1 protein-coding gene is annotated in these 1107 nt (G+C 74.1%); it reads right to left on the bottom strand.

The annotated features are described in order from the left end of the window. Positions 1-1107, bottom strand: a 1107-nt coding sequence (locus ACSAMQ_RS20570; RefSeq protein WP_435397436.1) for a FimV/HubP family polar landmark protein, incomplete at both ends; no start/stop codon positions are given.

The following is a 1107-nucleotide window of genomic DNA, read 5'->3' on the forward strand; positions in this document are numbered from 1 at the left end:
CGGCCTGCGGCGCAGCAACGGCGGCGGCGCTCGGGGCCGGCGCGGTACGGACATCGGCTGCATGCCAGGTCGGCACCTTGGCGCGCGAACCCACCTCGGCCTTGGGCGCGGTCCAGAACGGCGCGGCGATCGGTTCGGCGCCCGCGGCGCGGTCGGCCTCGGGCTCGCCGAGCAGTTGCGCAACCGGGTCGACCACGACGGCGGACTCCGGACGGCGGCGCAGCGAATCGGCCGTGGCGCCGGAGCCCGGACCGGTATCGGCCGCGACGCGCTCCTGGCTGCCGCTGCGGGCCGGCGCATCGGCCGTCGTGGCCGGCGCGCGGAAGCTCGGCTTCTTGGGTTCGCGGCGGCTCAACACCCAGCCGCCGATCAGCAAGGCCAGCACGCCGAGGCTGCCGAATACCCATGGCAACGGCGAGCCGCCCTCGCTGCGGGCCTGGTTCTCGGCCAGGCGCTGCTGGCTCGCGGCCAGCTCGCTGTCCTTCATCGCGATGAGCTTTTGCTGCTGCGTCTGCAACTGCTCCAGCTCGGCGACCCGGCTCTTGAGGTCGGCCAGTTCGGCGTCGCGCGCGGCGATGACCTCGTTGGCCTGCTGAATCTCCTGTCGAACCATGCTGCCCTCGCCTCCGGCGCTGATGCCGGACTGTGCGCCCGCCTGGGTGGCTTGGCTGGCCCCCGGCGGGACGATTTCAAGACGCGCGTCGTTGCCGCGCGAGGCCGCGCCGCCCTGCGCGGCCGGAGCCACCGGCGCTTTCGCGACCGCGTCCGACTCCAGGCTGATCGGCTGCGGCACCGGCTGGCGGGCCTGGCGCCATTGCTGGACCTGCACCCGCACCAGTTCGCTGGCTTCGCGCGGATCGATCGCATCGAGCTGGTTGCCCGGCGGCAGGCGCAGCACCGCGCCCTGCCTGAGGCGGTTGATGTTGCCGCCGATGAAGGCCTCGGGATTGGCCCGCAGCAGCGCGATCATGGTCTGGTTGAGCGTGTTCTCGCCGGCCACGCTCGCGGCGATCGCCGACAGGGTCTGGCCGCGCTCGACGGTGATATCGCCTTCGGCGCCGACGCTCGGCGCGGCCGCGACCGGGCGCGGCTCGCGCGGCGCCTGCG

This window comes from Lysobacter sp. 1R34A, assembly GCF_051217035.1.
Taxonomy (GTDB): domain Bacteria; phylum Pseudomonadota; class Gammaproteobacteria; order Xanthomonadales; family Xanthomonadaceae; genus Lysobacter.